At 75.2% G+C, this 17,620-nt stretch carries 12 protein-coding genes; 8 read left to right on the top strand and 4 right to left on the bottom strand.

Annotated features, from left to right (window positions below):
- Positions 1 to 91 precede the first annotated feature (91 nt).
- The 3 genes from ABZ261_RS11145 to ABZ261_RS11135 all read left to right on the top strand — a co-directional run bounded on the left by ABZ261_RS11145 (position 92) and on the right by ABZ261_RS11135 (position 5,254).
- On the top strand, positions 92 to 2,476 hold the full coding sequence (locus ABZ261_RS11145; protein ID WP_356857680.1) for a phosphoketolase family protein: 2,385 nt from the start codon (positions 92 to 94) through the stop codon (positions 2,474 to 2,476).
- 136 nt (positions 2,477 to 2,612) lie between these two features.
- The gene (locus ABZ261_RS11140; protein WP_356857678.1) at positions 2,613 to 3,302 is read left to right on the top strand and encodes a response regulator transcription factor; all 690 of its coding nucleotides are present in this window, start codon (positions 2,613 to 2,615) and stop codon (positions 3,300 to 3,302) included.
- A gap of 221 nt (positions 3,303 to 3,523) precedes the next feature.
- On the top strand, positions 3,524 to 5,254 hold the full coding sequence (locus ABZ261_RS11135; protein ID WP_356857676.1) for a GAF domain-containing protein: 1,731 nt from the start codon (positions 3,524 to 3,526) through the stop codon (positions 5,252 to 5,254).
- A gap of 337 nt (positions 5,255 to 5,591) precedes the next feature.
- On the opposite strand, the gene ABZ261_RS11130 is transcribed toward ABZ261_RS11135, so the two are convergent.
- Positions 5,592 to 6,050 (bottom strand): cyclic nucleotide-binding domain-containing protein, encoded by a 459-nt coding sequence (locus ABZ261_RS11130; RefSeq protein ID WP_356857674.1) that lies wholly within the window; start codon positions 6,048 to 6,050, stop codon positions 5,592 to 5,594.
- 523 nt (positions 6,051 to 6,573) lie between these two features.
- Between ABZ261_RS11130 and ABZ261_RS11125 the strand changes: the two genes are divergently transcribed.
- Positions 6,574 to 7,257 carry a pyridoxamine 5'-phosphate oxidase family protein gene (locus ABZ261_RS11125; RefSeq protein ID WP_356857672.1) on the top strand — a complete coding sequence of 228 codons (684 nt, stop codon included), beginning with the start codon at positions 6,574 to 6,576 and terminating at the stop codon, positions 7,255 to 7,257.
- An 80-nt stretch (positions 7,258 to 7,337) separates the two neighbouring features.
- Here ABZ261_RS11125 and ABZ261_RS11120 read toward each other — a convergent pair whose 3' ends face one another.
- Positions 7,338 to 8,546: a phospholipase D-like domain-containing protein gene (locus tag ABZ261_RS11120; RefSeq protein ID WP_356857670.1), complete on the bottom strand. Its 1,209-nt coding sequence runs from the start codon at positions 8,544 to 8,546 to the stop codon at positions 7,338 to 7,340.
- A gap of 319 nt (positions 8,547 to 8,865) precedes the next feature.
- Here ABZ261_RS11120 and ABZ261_RS11115 point away from each other — a divergent pair, with 319 nt between their 5' ends.
- Positions 8,866 to 9,315 carry a hypothetical protein gene (locus tag ABZ261_RS11115; protein WP_356857668.1) on the top strand — a complete coding sequence of 150 codons (450 nt, stop codon included), beginning with the start codon at positions 8,866 to 8,868 and terminating at the stop codon, positions 9,313 to 9,315.
- 409 nt (positions 9,316 to 9,724) lie between these two features.
- Here the strand turns inward: ABZ261_RS11115 and ABZ261_RS11110 are convergent, their stop codons facing one another.
- Together ABZ261_RS11110 and ABZ261_RS11105 are read right to left on the bottom strand one after the other, a co-directional pair.
- On the bottom strand, positions 9,725 to 10,708 hold the full coding sequence (locus ABZ261_RS11110; RefSeq protein WP_356857666.1) for a hypothetical protein: 984 nt from the start codon (positions 10,706 to 10,708) through the stop codon (positions 9,725 to 9,727).
- A 74-nt stretch (positions 10,709 to 10,782) separates the two neighbouring features.
- A complete protein-coding gene (locus ABZ261_RS11105; RefSeq protein ID WP_356857664.1) occupies positions 10,783 to 11,247 on the bottom strand; it encodes a hypothetical protein in 465 nt (154 codons plus the stop codon).
- 262 nt (positions 11,248 to 11,509) lie between these two features.
- Here ABZ261_RS11105 and ABZ261_RS11100 point away from each other — a divergent pair, with 262 nt between their 5' ends.
- From ABZ261_RS11100 to ABZ261_RS11090, 3 genes are all read left to right on the top strand, one after another.
- Positions 11,510 to 15,289: a helix-turn-helix domain-containing protein gene (locus ABZ261_RS11100; protein ID WP_356857662.1), complete on the top strand. Its 3,780-nt coding sequence runs from the start codon at positions 11,510 to 11,512 to the stop codon at positions 15,287 to 15,289.
- A gap of 111 nt (positions 15,290 to 15,400) precedes the next feature.
- Positions 15,401 to 15,958, top strand: a complete 558-nt coding sequence (locus ABZ261_RS11095) for a hypothetical protein (RefSeq protein WP_356857660.1) — start codon at positions 15,401 to 15,403, stop codon at positions 15,956 to 15,958.
- A gap of 125 nt (positions 15,959 to 16,083) precedes the next feature.
- Entirely contained in the window at positions 16,084 to 17,598 is a 1,515-nt protein-coding gene (locus tag ABZ261_RS11090; protein ID WP_356857658.1) for a serine/threonine-protein kinase, read from the top strand.
- Positions 17,599 to 17,620: the final 22 nt, after the last annotated feature.

Raw genomic sequence — 17,620 nt, 5'->3', positions numbered from 1 at the left:
CTGCCGGGTACCCGCCGGTCCGCCGGAGGGTGGTGTGCGTGCCCCGGCACCCGCTGCATCCCGACCGCCCGCCCGATCCGGAAGGACCCCGATGTCCCCCACCCCCCGACAGGCGCCCGCCGGACTCACGGACGAGGAACTCGCCACCCTGGATGCCCACTGGCGTGCCGCGAACTACCTCTCCGTGGGCCAGATCTACCTCATGGCCAACCCCCTGCTGACCGAGCCGCTGCGCCCCGAACACGTCAAGCCGCGGCTGCTCGGCCACTGGGGCACCTCACCCGGCCTGAACCTGGTCCACACCCACCTCAACCGCGTCGTCGAGGCCCGCGGCCTGGACGCCGTGTGCATCTGGGGTCCCGGCCACGGCGGGCCCGCCGTCCTGGCGAACTCCTGGCTGGAGGGGTCGTACACCGAGACGTACCCGGACATCACCCGGGACGCGGCCGGCATGGCCCGGCTGTTCCGGCAGTTCTCCTTCCCCGGCGGGGTGCCCAGCCACGTCGCCCCGGAGACCCCGGGCTCGATCCACGAGGGCGGCGAACTCGGCTACTCCCTGTCCCACGCCTACGGCGCCGCCCTCGACAACCCCGACCTCCTCGTCACCTGCGTGATCGGCGACGGCGAGGCGGAGACCGGCCCGCTGGCCGCCTCCTGGCACTCGAACAAGTTCCTCGACCCGGTCCACGACGGCGCGGTGCTGCCCGTCCTGCACCTGAACGGCTACAAGATCGCCAACCCGACGGTGCCGGCCCGCCTGCCCCAGGCCGAACTGGACGACCTCCTCAGGGGCTACGGCCACGAACCGATCCACGTCGCCGGCGACGACCCGGCCGCCGTCCACCGCATGATGGCCGAGGCGATGGACACCGCAGTCGACCGCATCGCCGCCCTGCAGCGCGCCGCCCGCGAGGACGGCGTCACCGACCGCCCCCGCTGGCCCGTGATCGTGCTGCGCACTCCCAAGGGCTGGACCGGCCCCGCCGAGGTCGACGGACTGCCGGTCGAGGGCACCTGGCGCGCCCACCAGGTGCCGCTGGCCGCCGTGCGCGACAACCCCGACCACCTGCGCCGGCTGGAGCAGTGGATGCGCTCCTACCGGCCCGAGGAGCTGTTCGACGAACACGGTGCTCCGCGCGCCGACGTGCTCGCCTGCGTACCGCAGGGCAGCCGCCGGCTCGGCGCCAACCCGCACGCCAACGGCGGACTGCTGCTGCGCGAGCTGCCCCTGCCCCCGCTCGAACGCTACGCCGTCGACGTCGGCGGACCCGGCGCGAGCCTGCACGAGCCGACCCGGGTGCTGGGCGACCTGCTCAGGGACGTCATGGCGGCCACCGAGGACCGGCGCGACTTCCGCCTCGTCGGCCCCGACGAGACCGCCTCGAACCGCCTCCAGGCCGTCTACGCGGCCAGCGGCAAAGCCTGGCAGGCCGGCACCCTCCCGATCGACGAGCACCTCGACCGGCACGGCCGGGTGATGGAGATCCTCTCCGAACACACCTGCCAGGGCTGGCTTGAGGGATACCTGCTGACCGGCCGGCACGGGCTGTTCTCCTGCTACGAGGCGTTCGTCCACATCGTCGACTCGATGGTCAACCAGCACATCAAGTGGCTGCGCACCACCCGCCGGCTGCCCTGGCGCGCCCCCATCGCCTCCCTCAACTACCTCCTCACCTCCCACGTGTGGCGCCAGGACCACAACGGCTTCTCGCACCAGGACCCCGGCTTCGTCGACCACGTGCTGAACAAGAGCCCGGAAGTGGTGCGGGTCTACCTGCCGCCGGACGCCAACACCCTGCTGTCGGTGGCCGGCCACGTGCTGCGCAGCCGCGACTACGTCAACGTCGTCGTCGCCGGCAAACAGCCCTGCTTCGACTGGCTGTCGATGGAGGAGGCCGAGGTGCACTGCGCCCGCGGCGCCGGCATCTGGGAGTGGGCCGGCACCGAGGACGGCACGCGCGAACCCGACGCGGTGCTGGCCTGCGCGGGCGACGTCCCCACCCAGGAGGTGCTCGCCGCCGCCCAGTTGCTCCGCCGTCATCTGCCCGGGCTCGCGGTGCGGGTCGTGAACGTCGTCGACCTCGCCCGCCTGCTGCCGGGTGAGGAACACCCGCACGGCATGAGCGACTCCGAGTACGACGGCCTGTTCACCGCGGACAAGCCGGTGATCTTCGCCTACCACGGCTACCCCTGGCTGATCCACCGCCTGGCCTACCGGCGCACCGGGCACCGGCACCTGCACGTCCGCGGCTACAAGGAGATCGGCACCACCACCACGCCGTTCGACATGGTGGTCCGCAACGACCTGGACCGCTACCGCCTGGTCATGGACGTCATCGACCGCGTCCCCGGGCTGGCGGTCCGGGCGGCGGCCGTGCGCCAGCGCATGGCGGACACCCGGCAGCGCCACGAGGTGTGGATCCGCGAGCACGGGACGGACCTGCCGGAGGTCGCGGACTGGACCTGGGACGGCTGAACAGCCCCGGCTGCGGGCGCCCGGGACCGGCTCGGCCTGCGCAGGCGCGGCGGACCAGGGCCGAACGGCCCTGGTCCGCGGGCGTGGCACGGGGCAGCATCTCCTTGAGGACCCGACACGTCGCAAGGAGTGATTCATGGTGGTGCGCGAGCAGGCCGGCCCCGGCGATCCGATCCGGGTCTTCCTCCTCGACGACCACGAGGTGGTACGGCGCGGGGTGCGCGACCTGCTGGACGACGAGCCGGACATCGCGGTGGTCGGTGAGGCCGCCACGGTCGAGCAGGCCCTGGTGCGGGTGCCCGCGCTGCGGCCCGACGTGGCGGTCCTCGACGTGCGGCTGCCGGACGGCGACGGGGTGACCGTGTGCCGCGAGCTGCGCTCGGGCATGCCGGAGCTGGCCTGCCTGATGCTGACCTCCTTCGACGACGAGGAGGCCCTGCTCGACTCGGTCATGGCGGGCGCCTCCGGGTACGTGCTGAAGCAGATCCAGGGCTCCGACCTGGTCACGGCCGTGCGCACCGTCGCCCGGGGCCAGTCGCTGCTGGACCCCAGCGCCACCACCCGGCTCCTGGCCCGGCTGCGCGGCGGGCGGCAGGAGGCCGAACCGGACGTCCTGCCGGGCCTGACCGAGCGGGAGCGGCAGATCCTCGCGCTGATCGGCGAGGGCCTCACCAACCGGCAGATCGGCGGGCGGCTGTACCTGGCCGAGAAGACGGTGAAGAACCACATCTCCCGTCTGCTCGCCAAGCTCGGCGTCGAGCGCCGCGTCCAGGCCGCCGTCATCGCCGCCCAGGCACAGGACCGGCTGCGCGGCGAAGCCCGCTGAGACACCCGCCCGCACGGGTCGCGCCACCGGCGCGCACACGGCGGTGAGCGGCGTGCACGGGGCGGCGGCGGGCGGGACGCACCGCCGCGCCCGCCGGGCCGCCGCCCGCCGGGGTCCGTTCCGCGCCCCGTGCCAGGCCCCGATACGGTGACAAGCGGTGAGAAGCGGTGAGACCCGAGCGGGACGACCGCACACAGGGCACGGGGGCCGGGAGGCACGCAGTGGGAAGCTCCGAAGGCGATCGCGGGGCACGCGTGCGGCTGCCCCAGCTGAGGCTGGACGAGCTGCTGGAGGAGTTGCAGGCCCGGCTGGACGCGGCGCGCGGCACGCAGGACCGGGTGCGCAGCCTGCTGGAGGCGGTGCTCGCCGTCGGCCGCGAGCTGGACCTGGAGCAGGCCCTCCGCAGCATCGTGGAGGCCGCCGCGGTGCTGGTCGACGCGGAGTACGCGGCGCTCGGCGTGATCGGCCCGGACGGCAGGCGGCTGTCGCAGTTCATCACCGTCGGCGTCGGCGACGAGGAGATCGCCCGCATCGGGCCGTTCCCCGAGGGCCACGGCATTCTCGGCGAACTGATCCGGCGTCCCGAGCCGCTGCGGCTGGCGAAGCTCTCCGAGCACGCCGCGTCGTACGGGTTCCCGCCGAACCATCCGCCGATGAACAGCTTCCTCGGTGTCCCGATCCGGGTGCGGGACCAGGTCTTCGGCAATCTCTACCTGACGGAGAAGCGGGGCGGGCTGCAGTTCGACGAGGACGACGAGTCGGTGCTGTCCACGCTGGCCGTCGCGGCGGGCGTCGCCATCGACAACGCCCGCCTGTACGAGGAGTCGCGGCTGCGCGAGCGCTGGCTGGAGGCCAACGCGGAGATCACCAGGAGCCTGATGTCGGGCGCCGCGCAGCAGGAGGTCCTCGGACTGATCGCCGAACGGACGCGGGACATCTCCGGGGCGGCCCTTGCCGTGGTCGCCATACCGATGAGGAACACCGCCACCCTCGCCGTGGAACTCGCCATCGGCCGGGGCGCGGAGGCCCACCGCGGCCTGGTGCTGCCCGTGGAGGGCACCCTGACCGGACGGGCCTTCGCCGAGGGCACGCCGGTCAGCAGCCCGGACGTGGAGCACGACGCGCGGGTCACGGCCGGGCCGCCGCGGTTCGCGGGCCTCGGCCCGGCGGTGGCGGTCCCCATCGGCAGCGGGGACCGGGTCCGGGGGGTCGTCCTGCTCGCCCGGGAGAGCGGCGCGAGCGGCTTCTCCGAACGGGAGACGCGGTTGCTGGAGGTCTTCGCCGGCCAGGCCGCCGTCGCCATGGAACTCGCGGAGCGCCGCCGGGACGCCGAGCAGATCGCGGTGCTGGAGGATCGTGACCGGATCGCCCGGGACCTGCACGACCTGGCCATCCAGCGGCTGTTCGCCACCGGGATGACGCTGCAGAGCGCGGGCCGGTTCATCCAGCACGCCGAGGCCGCGGAGCGGGTGTCGCGGGCCGTGGACGACCTGGACGCCACCATCAAGATCATCCGGTCGACCATCTTCGGCCTGCGCGCCCGCGACGACGACGCGGCCCCCGGACTGCGCGCCCGGGCGGTACGGGCGGTCGGCGAGGCGGCACCGGTGCTGGGCTTCGCCCCCAGCGTCCGGATGGAGGGCCTGCTCGACACCCACGTGCCGCAGGAGACCGCCGACCACGTCGTCGCCGTCCTCTCCGAGTCCCTCGCCAACATCGCCCGGCACGCCCGCGCCGACCGCGCCGACGTGGTCCTGCAGACCGACGGCGACGAGGTCCGCCTCACGGTGACCGACAACGGCGTCGGCGTCCCGGCCGGCGGCCGCCGCAGCGGTCTGCGCAACATGGCCGAGCGGGCGCGGAAGCTGGGCGGGGACATGGAGCTCACCGGCGGCGGCGACGGGGGGACCAGGCTCGTCTGGCACGCGCCCCTGCAGGAAGCGGCGCCCTGAGACCCCGCGGACGACGAGACGGCCCCCCGGCCGGCCGTCCGCCCGCACGGTGACGGACGCGGCCGCCGCGGCGCGCGGCGGATCGGCGCGCGCCGTCGGAGCCCGGTGAGGTGGCCGGCGGCCGCGTCACGGTCGCGGATCAGCACGGCGATGCGCTCGGTCAGCCGGTCACGCTCGGGTCCGGACGCGGCCACCGTCGCGGGGTGACGCCCCCGAAGAGGATCGGGTCGCGTGGTGCTGCCAGGCAGCGCAGGAGCGCACGGGTCACGTATGTCGACAGGCCGTTCTGTGCGTTCGGCCGCGACGCCGCACACCGGCACGGCGTCGCGCCGGCCGGTCAGCACCGGCTGCCGCTGCCGTAGGGGGCGTAGAGGTCGAGCAGTCGGATGCGGGCGGCCTGCAGCCGGTGGGCCACCACGCGGCCCACCCACACCGCGACGGCCCGGCCGAAGTCCGCGTCGCCCGCGCACACCGCCCGCACGGCCTCGGCGTCGAACTCGTAGGCGCGCACCGGGCTGGTGGCCTCGGCGCCCAGCTGCCAGAGGCCCGGCTCGAAGTGCCATGACCACCCGACCAGTTCGCCGTGCCCGAGGGTGTCGATCACGGCGGCACGACGACCGGGCACGCGCAGGTCGAGGGCGACGGTCCCCGTCCGCACGATCCAGAAACGGTCGGCTCGCCGGCCTTCCTCGAAGAGGCGGGCCCCGACGGGGAAGGAGACCTCGCGGGCGAGGTGCATGAGCCGCTCGCGGTGAGCGGACGGGAGGGCCGCGGTCAGGGTGGTGGTGGAGGTCATCGGTCCGTCTCCTTCCGCGCCCGCCGCTGCCGGCCGGACGAGTGCTGTGAGGTGGCTGCCGCCTCCAGCCTCCGGCCCTGCGGCGCCCGGCGCCACGGGCCGCCGGTCCTTGCCGGTGGGCCGAACGGCCCGGTCGCAGGGAGCCGCGCACCGCCGGGAGGGCCGGACCGCCGCGTACCGGGGCCCGCACGGGGCCGAACGGGCGCCACCCGCGGGCGAAGGTCCCCGGGCGGGGGCGGAACGGCCCTTCCACGGGGCCGCCGGCGCGTGTCACGGTGGCAGTGGAGTCCCGTGCCGGGGCGCCTGGCACCCGGGAAGAAAGGCGGTTGCGCCGGACGACGCAAACCGGCGGCGCGACCCGTTCGGCAGCAGCAGGAGCCCCGCCCCTCCGGGCAGCCGGGGGCGGGGGTGGCCGGGCGGCCCGGTTCGCGGGGACCGGTCCTGGTGGCCGGACGGGGCGACATCGGACGTGGGCCGCGGGCCGTTCCGGGAAGGACGACCGCAGCCCGGGAAGTGAGGAGCCATGGCCGAGCGGAGCGCACCGGAACACGCCCCCGCGGGCCGTCCCGCACAGGGCGACCTCGGACGCCGCATCGAACGGCGGCGGACGGAACTGGGCCTCACCTTGGAGGAGCTGGCGTTCAGGGCGGGCATGGCCCCGAGCTACCTGGCGCACCTGGAGCGGCACAGCACCGCAGCGCCGGAGGCCGGGACCCTGCTCAGACTGGCCGGGGCGCTGCGGACCGACCCCGCGGAACTGGGCGGCGGCCACGTGGACCTGCCGCCGGGCCTCGGGCACGCCGCCCGGGCGCCCCGCCTGACCGAACTGGACGAACAGGAATGCCGCCGGCTGCTGTCGACCCACGGCGTGGGCAGGATCGCGGTGTCCACCGACGCGGCCCCGCTCGTCGTTCCCGTCAACTACAGCGTCGTCGACGACGCCGTCGTCTTCCGGACCCAGCCGGGCACCGCCGCCCTCCAGGGGATCGGCCGCGAGGTGGCCTTCGAGGTCGACCGCGTGGACGACGCGCTCAGCCAGGGCTGGAGCGTCGTGGTGCGGGGCGTCGCCGAGACCGTGACCGGCCCCGACGCCGTACGCAGCCTCGCCGAACGGGCCTACAGCGCCCCCTGGGCCGGTGGTGAGCGTGACGTCTGGGTCCGCATCGGCGTCACCGCGCTGACCGGCCGCCGCATCGACGTGTGGTGAGCCGTGAGCCGACCCGGCGCCCGGAAATTCCTCGCGGCCGCCGCCGGGCCACGAGCGGGCCGATCCGGCGCCCGGCCGTCTCACAGGAAGTGCCGGATGGGGGTGACGGCGGCCTCCTTGGCGCGCTGGAGCACCGTGCGCCGCTTCCACCGGGCGAGGTCGATGCGCACACTGCGCTCCAGGTCCGCCTCGTAGTCCCGGTCGAGCTGCGCGGTGAACGTCTCGTCCAGGACCGCGAGCATGACCTCTTCGTCGTGGTCCATGGACCGGCGGTTGAAGTTGGTGGAACCGATCAGCGAGGCGACCGAGTCCACGGTGATGATCTTGGCGTGCATCATGGTCGGCTGGTACTGCCGGATGTGCACGCCGGCCTGCAGCAGGCGCGTGTAGTGGTGCTGGCCGGCGAGCTGGCAGGCCCGCTGGTCGGTGTGGGGGCCGGGGAGGAGGATCTCCACCCGCACACCGCGCCGGGCGGTCCGGCACAGCAGGTCGACGAAGTAGGTGTCGGGGGCGAAGTAGGCGGTGGCGAGCCGGAAGCGCTCCTCGGCGGAGGTGAGCATGACCCGGATGAGGGTCTGCATGTCCTGCCAGCCGATGCTGGCCGAGCCGCGGACCACCTGCACGATCGACGAGCCGGCCTGCGGGTGCTCGGTGAACCGGTCGCGGTCGTCGAAGAGTTCGTCGTGGCACTCGGCCCAGTTCTGCGCGAACGCGGCGGCGATGCCGTCCACGGCCGGGCCGCGCACCTGGACGTGGGTGTCGCGCCACTCGCCGGGATGGCGGGCGTCGCCGCACCACTCCTCGGCGATGCCGACGCCGCCGGTGAACGCGGTGTGCTCGTCGACGACGAGGGCCTTGCGGTGGCAGCGGTGGTTCTGCTTGAACGGCGACAGCCAGACGGGCTTGCGGAACCAGGCCACCTGCACGCCCGCGGCGTCCATGAGATCGAGCAGTTCCCGCTCGATCCGCTGGGCGCCGAAGCCGTCGAGCAGCAGCCGCACCCGCACTCCGGCGCGGGCGCGGTCGGCCAGGGCGACGGCGAAGTCGCGGGCTATCTGCCCACGCCAGTACACGAACGTCATCATGTCGATCGTGTGCCGGGCCGAGCGGATCGCCCCCAGCATCGCGGGGAAGATCTCGTCGCCGTTGCGCAGGGGGAGGAGGTCGTTGCCCTCGGTGGCGGCGACGCCGATCAGCCGCTCGAGTCGGCGGCGCAGGCGTTGCTTGCGGGCCGCCGTGTCGCCGGCGGTGTCACGGGCCGGGGCCGCCGATATGCCGTCCAGGATCACACCGAATCCCCCTTTGAGCGGAACGCGTCGGACCGGGCTGCCGGATGAGCCCGCACATGCGCATGCCCGGCAGGCACCGGCTCACTCCTCCGCCCGAACGGCAGGGCGGCCCGGACCCCGTGGCCGGCGTCCCGGGCAAGTGACGGCCGGAGCGCACCCGGTGAGACGGCGTCACGGCGGTGTCCCCCGGATGGCCGGACATGGACGCCGATTGTCTCCCCATTGCCCAGTTCAGCCCCTTTTCGAACGAAATGGCGGGGCTGAAGTGCGGCCAGGCGGGTAGGTGCGCCAACCGACGGCATCGAGGAAGGGGAAAGCCATGACAGTGCATCCCGAACCTGCCCAGGCGTCGGTGGCTGCGGAGCATGTCGCCGAAGCGATGATCGAGCTGTGGCAGCGAGCCCACGAGGATGTCGCCCCGACCGTTCCGGACGAGCAGATGCGTGCCCTGCTCACCCTGGAGACGGAGCAGGGCGACGTGGGCAGGATGGCCGAGATCCTCTGCGTCGACGTCGCCGTGGCCATGGAACTGGCCGACCGGCTGGAGCGGCGCACGCTGGTGCGCCGCGTCGCGCCCGGTGAGTTCCGGCTCACCGGCGCCGGGAAGTGCGTGCTGGAAGCGACACGTCAGCGCCGCCGCCAGCTCCTGGAGCAGGCACTGGTGACGACGGCGCCGCCGGACCGCCCGGTGCTGCGTGACGCGATCAACCAACTGTACGGGCTGGTGAGCCCGTTGGCCCGTGTGCCGCGCAGCCGGACGCCGCGCTGACCGGTCCCCGCGCGCCACGGGGCCGGAGCCGGCCGTGCGGACGGGACGCACGGACGTGGGGCCCGTCCACCGGGGGAAGCCGTCACCCGCGAGCAGGCCCGCGACCGCGCCGTCCGCACCGGCCGCGACCGCGTCGTCCCGCACCGGCGGGACGACGACGAACGGCCAGACCGTCTGCCTGCGGGGTGACGTGCCGGCGGGGGTGGAGGACGGCCACGCGAGGGCCGCGGCGAACGAGCCGGTGCACGCGCACCTCGACGCCGCACCGCCCCACCGGACGGGCGGCCTGCGCGTCGGCCCGCACCCCGGTACGGACCCCGGTCGGTCGGCCGGCGCTGCGGCGGCATGCGCCTCACGCCCGTCCGGACGCCGGGGGCTCGACAGCGCCCGGTGCGGCTCCGGGCGTACCTCAGGACGTCCCCTCGCCGCCGCGGTGCGTCAGCCGGCCGATGGCGCGGACGGTGAGGTCGCGGTCCTTGGCCACCTTGCCGAGTTCCGCGCCGTGCCGGGCGATCGCGGCCTCCTGGTAGGCCGACTCGACCGCGAACCAGACGCCCACCAGATTGGTGCGGGCCTTGCAGGCGACGTCCGCCCGCGCCTGGGCGATCTCCGGCCGGGACGGACGCGCGGAGTTCGCCGACGGCACCTCGTCCATGGGGGTGGACATCGTGAAGCCCCGGGCACGCAGGCACGCCGACCAGGCGGAGAAGACCTTGCGCACGCGCGGGTCGGCCATGGACCGCTCGAAGCCGTCGGCCTTGATGCGGGTGACGATCCCCTCCGGATCGGTGCCCGGCCCCTGCGGACCGGCGGCGCCGAGCAGCCGCTCGGCCTCGCCGAGGCACCCGCCCTGCGGGACCGGCCGGCCGCGGTACGACGTGAGGGGCGCGCCCGAGGTGTCCGTCCCCGTCAGGACGCCGCGGGAAGCCCGCGACGGCGGCTTCGGCTGCGACGGCCCCGCCGCGCCGGAGCCGGCGGCCACCCGGGTGGGGGCGTGGTATCCCCAGGTCCGCGCCTCCACGGCGTCCGTGAGCCCGTACCGCCGGTACAGCACCGTGTAGGCGTCCAGGGCCTCCCGCTCCGCCGCCGATCCGGCCGGAAGGCGGACCGCGGGCGGGTACGGCATGGACAGCCGCCGCATGCAGGCCCGTACGGCCGCGTCGCTCGCGCGGTCGAAGTCCAGCGCCTGCCGGGGCGTCAGCATGTAGCGCTCCACGGGCAGGCGGAGGTGCGCGACCCCGACCGTGCGCGGGACGGCGCCCAGCGCGGGCGGCCCGGCGGGACGGGACGAGGGGGACGAGCAGGCGGTCAGGGCCGCCAGCAGCAGCGCGCCACCGGCGAGCGCGGCGCGCCGCGCTCGCCGTGCGCGGGCGGGAGGGGAGAGGTACGCCATGGTCATCGCTTCCTTCACGGGCGATGCGGTGCCCCGTCCGCGACGGGGCACCGCGTGTTCTCGCAACTACCGGTTCAGTGGCCGATGCCGGGGCAGCGGGTGTGGTCCGAGATGGCGATGGACGCCTCGTTGTTGCGCAGCCAGCTGGTCAGGTTCCCGCCCTTGAGCGGCGACAGCCAGTTGGAGTCACCGCGGTACTGCGGGGAGTACCAGATGCCCACGTTGCACTTCGTGCCGTTCTGGGCGGAGGCGGCGTTGTTGCGGACCTTCTTGCCGTGGCCCGGCTTGCTGCCGGTGAACCGCTTGGTGCCCAGGTCGCCGATCTTCGTCGACGTGCTGCGGTAGGGGGCATTCTTGGCGTTGGGGGAGTAGTAGAGGCAGAAGTTGTACCGGCTGTTGAGGTCGCAGTCGGACCTGCTGTTCCAGCTGGAGATGTTCGCGCTGCGGGCCTCGGCGTGCGTGGCCACTCCGGCCAGCGCCATCGCCGCCGTGGCCATGAGCACGCCGGCGCGGGTCGTGGCCTTCCTGGTGATCGTCATGTTCGCTTCTCCTGGCGTCCGTGTGTCGGGTTCCGCACGGGACAGCGGTGCGGAAGCGGCCCTCCGGTGGAGGCCCGTGACGACGACTACAGCCGCCGGCGCGTTGTTCAGCAGCCACCGATCGCCGGACAGAACAAAACGACGAGGCGAGGTCGCGTCGGCCGACGACGCCCTTGCGGCCGGTCCGGGCGGCTTCCTAGGGTGGCGGGCCGGGGGAGGCGCCGTGCCGCGGGCGCCGACGGGGGAACGGGGGCGGTACAGCATGGGCCGTAGGGAGAATCCCGTCGATCCCGCCGCCGGGCCGGTGCAGCGCTTCGCCTACGAGCTGCGCAAGCTCCGCCAGGAGGCCGGCGGCCTCACCTACCGCGAACTCGCCCGCCGGGCGCACTACTCGGTGACCGCCCTCTCGCAGGCCGCGGCCGGCGACCAGCTGCCCTCCCTCCAGGTGACCCTGGCCTACGTCCGCGCGTGCGGCGGCGACCCGGAGGAGTGGCAGCGGCGCTGGCGGGAGGCGGACCGCGAGGTCCGTGAGGCGGCGGCCGGCGCCGACGACGGCGCCGAGCCGCCGTACCAGGGCCTGGCACGGTTCGAACCCGGCGACCACGACCGTTTCTTCGGCCGCGACCGGCTCCTGGCCGTCTTGCGGCGCCGGGTGGCCGACCAGCGGTTCACCGCCCTCTTCGGCCCGTCCGGAAGCGGCAAGTCGTCGCTGCTGCGGGCCGGACTGATCCCCGCCCTGCGCGCCGGGAGCGACCTGGCGGTGATCCGCGTCATCACCCCGGGCGAGCACCCGGCGCGCACGCACGCCGCCGTCCTGCGGCCGGGCGGAAACGGCGACACGCTGATCGTGGTCGACCAGTTCGAGGAGGTCTTCACCCTCTGCCGGGACCCGCGGGAGCGGCGGGAGTTCATCGACCTGCTGCTCGCCGCCCGCCGGCCGCGGTCCCGGCTGCGGGTCGTCATCGCCGTGCGGGCGGACTTCTACGGCCGCTGCGCCGAGCACCGCGCCCTCGCCGACGCCCTCGGCGACGCCGGCCTGCTGGTCGGCCCCATGGAACCGGACGAGCTGCGCGAAGTGATCGTCAGACCGGCCCAGGCAGGCGGCGCCATCGTCGAACGCGCCCTCACCGCCCGCCTCGTCCAGGAGGTCGCCGGCGAACCGGGCGGCCTTCCGCTGCTGTCGCACGTGCTGCGCGAGACCTGGCGCCGCCGCCGCGGCCGGGCGCTGACCCTGGAGGCGTACGAGGCGGCGGGCGGCGTCCGCGGCGCCATCGCCCAGACCGCCGAGGACGTCTACACCGCGCTCTCCGCCGAACACGCCGCACTGGCCCGCCTGCTCCTGCTGCGGCTGGTCACCCCCGGCGAAGGATCCCCGGACACCCGCCGACCCGTGCACCGCCGCGAACTCGACCTCGCCGGCCCGGCCACCCCCGCGGACGTCTCCCTGGTCCTGGACCGCCTGGCCCGCGCCCGGCTGATCACCCTGGACCGCTCCACCGTCGACCTCGCCCACGAGGCGCTGATCACCGCATGGCCCCGGCTGTCCCGCTGGATCGACGAGGAACGCGAGAACCTGCGGCTGCACCGGCGGCTGACGGAGGCCGCCCACGCCTGGCACGAACTCGGCCGCGATCCCGGCACCCTGTACCGCGGCGCCCGGCTCGCCGCGGCCCTGGAACAGCTCGCCGCGCCGGCCCTCACCCCGCTGGAACAGGCGTTCCTCACGGCCAGCCGCACCGCCCGCCGCAACGAACTGCGCCGGCGGCGCGTACTCGCCGGCGCCCTCGCGACGCTGGCCGTCCTCGCCCTCGTCGCGGGAGCGGTCGCCTGGCAGCAGAACCGCACCGGCGACCGCCGCCGCCTGGAGTCCGAGGCGCGCCGCGTCGCCGCGGTCGCCGACGGCATGCGGTTCTCCGACCCGGTCACGGCGATGAGGCTCAGCGTGGCCGCATGGCGGCTGGCCGACACCACGGAGACACGGTCGGCGCTGATCGCCGCCATGGCGCAGCGGGAGGACGACGTGTTCCCGGTGCCGGGCGCGGACTCGGGGCCGAACGACCGGTCCGGCAACGAGGTGCGCCGGCTGACGGCGGACGGCAGGCACGTCGTGTCCGTCACCGCGGACCGGGTCGCGATCTGGGACCTGCGCACCCACCGCCTCGTCCACTCCGCCCGCGCCCCCGAGGACGTGGCGGACGGGGCCTTTCCCGCCGTGAGCCCGGACGGCCGGACCCTCGCCGTGCCGGCGGACGACGCGATCACCCTGCGCGACGTGCGCACCGGACGGCTGACGGGCAGGCTCGGGGGAGTCCTGGCGACGGAGGTGTACTTCAGTTCCGACGGGCGCACGCTCGTCGCCGAGGACTGGACCGGCGACCTGGACAACGACGTCCTCGTGTGGGACCTGCGCACCCACCGCCGCATCCTGCGCGTGCGGGAGCACGGCGACGAGACCCTGCAGGCCGTCGCGCTCAGCCCCGACGGGCGGACGCTCGCCCTGTGCACCGGCGAGCGCGGACTTCAGACCTGGGACACGGCACACCGCCGGAGGCTCCCCGCGCCCAGGACGGTGCCGGCCCGCCCCGCGGACTGCGGCTCGGGCAGGCTCGCCGTCTCGCCGGACGGCCGGACGCTGGTCCTCCCCGGCGACACCGGCGTGCGCAGATGGGACGTCCGCACCGGGCGGCCGCTGCGGACCCTGGACGCGGACGGGGTGAGCGACGTCCGCTTCAGCTCCGACGGCGACTACCTCGTGGCCACCGGGAGCAGGGCGCTGTACATGTGGCGGCCCGCGCGACCCGACACGCCCGTGCTGACCCAGCGGCTGCAGGGCGAGGCGCTCGGCGACCTCGCCTTCGACCGGGCGACGGGAGCCGTGCGCTACCTCAACGCGACGGGAACCGTGGTGCGGTCGCTGACCCTGGGGCGGCCGCCGACGCGCCGGTGGGAGACGCAGCCGGCCCACCTGGCGCAGCTCTCCGCGGACGGCGGGGTGCTGGCCCGCTTCCGCACGGCGGACGGCGCGCTGCGCCTGCAGGCCGTGGACACCCGCAGCGGGCGGGTCCTCTTCCAGAGTCCCGAGGACACCTGTCCCCGCAAGGAGCAGGAGGACGGGGTGACCTGCTCCGACCTCATGGCGCTCAGCCCCGACGGCAGATACCTGGCGTACAGCAGGGGCTGGGACGCCGCCGGTCCGGGCCACCCGGACCGGGTGGACGTCACCGTCTGGGACGTGCGGACCCGCCGCGTGCACGCCGCCGTCGGCATCCGGCCCGCGCGGGCGCGGCCCGGCGCCGCGTTCGGGGTGAACGGCCTGGCCCTGGACGGCCACGCCCGCACCCTCGTGGTGTACCGGGCCACGGACCCGGCGTCCGCGGAGGTCTGGGACCTGCGCCGGGAGAAACGCGTGCGCGCGGTGCGCGGCCGCCGGGCCGGCGGCTCCGTCAGCTTCAGCTCCTTCGGCGTCGGCCCGGTGCTGAGCCCCCGCGGGGACAGACTGGTCACCACGGAGGGCGTGGTGGCCGAACTCAGGGCGGGAGGGCGGGTCGAGCCCCGCCTCCTCGGGGAGGACATGAACACGGCCGCCGCCTTCAGCTCCGACGGCCGCTTCCTCGCCGCGGGCGACGGACTGGGCCGCGTCACCCTCTGGGACGGCGCACTCCGCAGGCGCCTCGGCGTGCTGGACGGCAACGCGGCGGACACCGAGGCGGACCTGGTCGGCTCGGTGACCGCGCTGGCCTTCTCCCACGACGGCCGCACCCTGGCGGTCGCCGGGGACGCCGGCACCGTGCAGCTGTGGGACGTCGCCTCCTCGCGGCTCCTCGGCTCCACGCTGCCGACCCCGGACGACCAGGCCCTGGCACTCGCCTTCGGCCGCGGCGACCGGACCCTGTACCTCGCCGGCCGCGACGTCCCCGTCCAGACGTACGACCTGACCCCCGGGCACCTGGCCGCGTCGGTGTGCGCACGCACCGGGTCCGCCCTCTCCCGGGGCGACTGGAGGACCTACCTCCCCGGCATCCCCTTCCGGCACACGTGCTGACGGAGACACAGGGGGCCGGTCGGACGGCGCGCGGCCGAGGGCGCGGCCGCGGAACACCGGGCATGCGACAGTGGGAGGCCGGTTACGCCGAGCGGCCCAGGGGGGACTGCGATGGGCATCGAACTCGTCATCACGCTGGTCAGGGGGGCGGGGACCGTCGCCGCCGTGCGCAGGCTGCTGTTCCAGCCGTCGTTCGCGCGCCAGGCCGGCCAGGCCCTGGCGGCGGTCGGCCAGGAGTCCGCGACCAGGCTGTTCCAGGAAGCGGTGGTGCTGCCGCCGCGCGAACAGCAGTCGGCGCTCCACCAGGTGGCGGCGCTGCTCGAGGCCGCCTCGACAGCCGACGACCCGGCGGGGCCGGCGCCGGTGCTCCGCACCCCGGCAGCGCACGTGTTCGCCCTCCGGCGCCACATCGAGCGGCTCATGTGGCTCGCCGTCGTCTACCGGGCACTCGGCCACCGGGCCAGAGCCGACCGCCGTGTCGAACAGGTCCGCCGCACCCTCCCGGTGCTCGCCGAGGCGATGGACGCGGAGGTGTACGCCCTGTCCTTCCTGCCGGGCACACGCACCGGCTCGGACGTGCCGGCTCGGCTGGAGGCGGCGGAAGCGCGCCACCGCAGGACGCTCGACGACCTCACCGGCCTGTGCGACGGCCTCGCGGCACTCGCCTGACCGCGCCGTGCACCGCCCCTCGCCGCGGGCGCCCGCCGTCGGGGCCGGGCGGGCCGGTCAGGGGATAGTCCGGCGGCCGGCGGGTACCTGCGTGCGGCACGGCCTTCGATGGATGGGGAGATGGAATGAGGCTCCGCGAGTCGGCCCGGGCGCTGGCTTCCCGGTGTTCCGCCGAGATACTGGCCGGCCGCTACCGCCTGGACGCCGTCATCGGCTCCGGCGGCGCGGCCGACGTCCACCGTGGCTTCGACCTGCGTCTGCGGCGACCGGTGGCGGTGAAGGTCTTCCGGCCGGGCATCGGCGTCGAGACGGAACACGGCTTCGAGAGCGAGGCGGTGATCCTGGCCCGGCTGCAGCATCCCGGGCTGGTCACCGCCTACGACGCCGGCCGGCACGACGACCGCGCCTATCTGGTCATGCAACTGATCGAGGGCCCCACGCTCAAGGGCCGCATCGCCGAAGGCCCCCTGCGCCACGAGGACACCGCCGCGCTGGGCGCCGCCCTCGCCCAGGCCCTGGCGCACGCGCACGAGGCGGGGATCGTCCACCGCGACGTCAAGCCGTCCAACATCCTCCTCGACGCGTCGGGCCGCCCCCATCTGACCGACTTCGGCATCTCCCGGCTGGTCGACGCCACCACCCGCACCGCCACCGGCGCACTCGTCGGCACCGCCGCGTACATGTCCCCCGAGCAGGTGCTGGGCCGGTGCGTCGGCCCGCCCGCCGACGTCTACGCCCTCGGTCTCGTGCTCCTCGAATGCCTCACCGGCAGGCTCGAATACGACGGCGGCCCCCTGGAGGCGGCGATAGCGCGGCTCCACCGCCGGCCCGTGCTGCCCAGCTCCCTGCCGGCCGAACTCGCCGACCTGCTGCGGAAGATGACCGCCCAGGACGAACACGTCCGCCCGTCGGCACCCGACTGCGCCCGGACACTGGCCGCCCTGGCCGGCCCTGCCCTCACCACGCCCGCCCTCGCGTCCGCGGGCGGCACCACGCCCCTCGTCGGCGGCGGGGAGCGTACGCAGGACGGCGACGCCACCCACAGGAATCCGCTGCCCGCCCCCGCCCGCGCCGCTGCGAAGCCCGCCCCCGCCCGCGCCACTGCGAAGCCCGCGCCCGCACGCGGCCGCGCGCTGGTGGCCGGCGGCACCGTCGCGCTGGCCGCCGTCATGGCCGCCGCTCTGCCCGTCGGCGACGGCCACCGGGGAGGCGACGGGAAGGCCGACCGGGCGGTCAGCCGCACCACCGGGACGTCCGAGGGCCCCGCAGGCACCCCCACCCGCGGGACCGGCACCTCCCCGGCGCCCGCCGCCCCGCCGTCCACCGCCCGCGGGGCGTCCGCGGAAGCGCTCCGTGCCACCGCCCCGGAGCACAGCTCCCGTCCCGCCCCCGACCGGTCGAGCCGGCCGCCGGCCCGCTCGACCGGCATCCCGCACGACGGCACCCCCGCCGGGGGAGCACAGGCCGGGGCGGCGCAGGCCGGTACGGACCGGGCCGTGCCCGGACAGCAGCAGCCCGGCGAGGCGGAGAAGCCCGGCGGGGCGCAGAAGGCCGACGGGGCGGAGAAGCCCGGCACCGCGGACAGGGGCGGCACGGCGGAGAAGAAGGCGCACAAGAAGCCCAAGAAGCAGGCGGGCTGAGCAGGGCGGCGACGCGCAGAGG

Source organism: Streptomyces sp. NPDC006193 (genome assembly GCF_040613915.1).
Classification (GTDB): Bacteria; Actinomycetota; Actinomycetes; order Streptomycetales; family Streptomycetaceae; genus Streptomyces.
The sequence above is the reverse complement of the archived record's forward strand: the minus strand, read 5'-3'. Positions and strand labels throughout refer to the sequence as shown.